This window comes from Kroppenstedtia guangzhouensis (genome assembly GCF_014637345.1).
Classification (GTDB): Bacteria; Bacillota; Bacilli; order Thermoactinomycetales; family DSM-45169; genus Kroppenstedtia; species Kroppenstedtia guangzhouensis.
Genome location: NZ_BMEX01000059.1, coordinates 1 through 1,698, shown reverse-complemented (window position 1 = coordinate 1,698; position 1,698 = coordinate 1). Strand labels below are relative to the sequence as shown.

Below are 1,698 nucleotides of genomic sequence, written 5' to 3'. Positions count from 1 at the left end.
ACTGGAACAACACATCGACAGCGAACCAAAGGAAAATAAGCCCATCACCGCGTAAAACAGCGAAAAAGGCCGTCACGAAAATCTACGACGAGTGGGACAATCCCATCACGACGGCACATGCCGAAAACCGCCTGCCGTTAAGGAAGGAGACAAGACTCTCGCCTCCTTCACCTACCGGGCCGACGGCATGCGCAAGACCATGACCACCGGTTCCCAGACGATCACGTTCCATTATGATGGGAACAATAACGTCATCTATGAGACGGATCAGAACAACCAGATCGTGGCCAGCTACACCTACGGGGCCAACAATGAGCTTGTCAGTATGACCCGGGGCGGGAAGACCTACTATTACCAGACCAACTACTGGGGGGATGTAACCGCCCTCACCGACTCCACCGGAGAAGTCGTGGCAACCTATGAGTACGATGCCTTCGGGAATCTGCTGAAAGAAACAGGGACGGTGGAGAATCCGTATCGGTATGCGGGGTACCGGTATGATGAAGTGACGGGGCTGTATTATCTGCAGAGCCGGTATTACAGTCCGGAGACGGGAAGGTTCTTGACGAGGGATTCCTTTGAGGGGTTTGAGGATGAGCAGCTTAGTTTGAATAGGTATACGTATGTTGAAAACAATCCGGTCAACTTCACTGATCCTGATGGGTTGTGGAAGAAAACAATCTATCTCAGAAAATCAACTATGTGGAAAATCTTTGCAACTGGGACTGGCATAGGTGTTATTATGGCTGCAGCAGGAGGAGGTTGGCGTTTAGCTGCAGCAATATTAGGAGCTATAATTTCCTATGGATCATCTGCCTGGATAGGTAAAAAGGGAACTAAAATATACGCTAAACATGCGAAAAGATATTGTTACAAGAAAAGATGGAGCAGAACTAAAAAACGGTGGAAGCGTTATAAAGCTGGTTGCGGATATACGTATGTATTAAAATTCAGACGATGGAATTAAATGGAGTTAATACAGCGGGAAGGAATCTTCTCGCTGTATTCTTTAATCATGAAAAAGCAAATGGGGGTTGAGTAAAAATGTTGGATCCATCTATTATAGGTGCAATAGGTGCTGGACTTTTTATGTTAGGGTTTGGTCTGTTGATTCAAAAAATAAAAGGCTTTCCTAAAGGGTCTTATCTAATAAAAGAGATTCCTAAAGGGTCTTATCTAATTTATTATTTAAGTCCATTAGTTCTTTTAGTAATTGGAGCTATCCTTATGTTAACTGGACTTATTTTTAGATGATAATCCCAAAGGTCTCAACTACAAGCAGACTTTTGTCTATAACGACAAAAACGAACTGGTCAGTGAAAAAGATGCCAATGCCAACGCCAAGAACAGCAACGCCACCTACAACTACACATACCATGGCAAGGGCAACCTGACCAGTGTCACCAATCCGCTGAGGCCGGTGATCTCACACAGCAGGTGGTTTTGGACAAGGGCGGAGAGCAACGGGAATCTTACACATACACCTACGACAACAAAGGTAACATCACCCAGGTGAAAGATTCCAAGGGAACTACGACCTATGTTTACGATCAGCTGGAACAGCTGGTCAAGGAAACCCAGCCTGACGGCACCGTGGCTATGTCCCAAAAATCGTGGAAATTGAAAGTGGCGGTCTCCTAAACCGTTTGGTATAACGGTGGTGGACAAACCAAGAAGGAGAAACCGCCACTATGAAAA

At 45.6% G+C, this 1,698-nt stretch carries 3 protein-coding genes; all 3 read left to right on the top strand.

The features are described 5' to 3' along the window. Positions 1 to 91 precede the first annotated feature (91 nt). The 3 genes from IEV46_RS17765 to IEV46_RS17750 all read left to right on the top strand — a co-directional run bounded on the left by IEV46_RS17765 (position 92) and on the right by IEV46_RS17750 (position 1,641). The gene (locus IEV46_RS17765) at positions 92 to 967 is read left to right on the top strand and encodes an RHS repeat-associated core domain-containing protein (RefSeq protein ID WP_188433949.1); all 876 of its coding nucleotides are present in this window, start codon (positions 92 to 94) and stop codon (positions 965 to 967) included. A 77-nt stretch (positions 968 to 1,044) separates the two neighbouring features. Then, positions 1,045 to 1,254, top strand: a complete 210-nt coding sequence (locus tag IEV46_RS17760) for a hypothetical protein (RefSeq protein ID WP_188433946.1) — start codon at positions 1,045 to 1,047, stop codon at positions 1,252 to 1,254. Positions 1,255 to 1,443: 189 nt separating this feature from the next. Further along, entirely contained in the window at positions 1,444 to 1,641 is a 198-nt protein-coding gene (locus tag IEV46_RS17750; RefSeq protein WP_188433944.1) for an RHS repeat domain-containing protein, read from the top strand. Positions 1,642 to 1,698 lie beyond the last annotated feature (57 nt).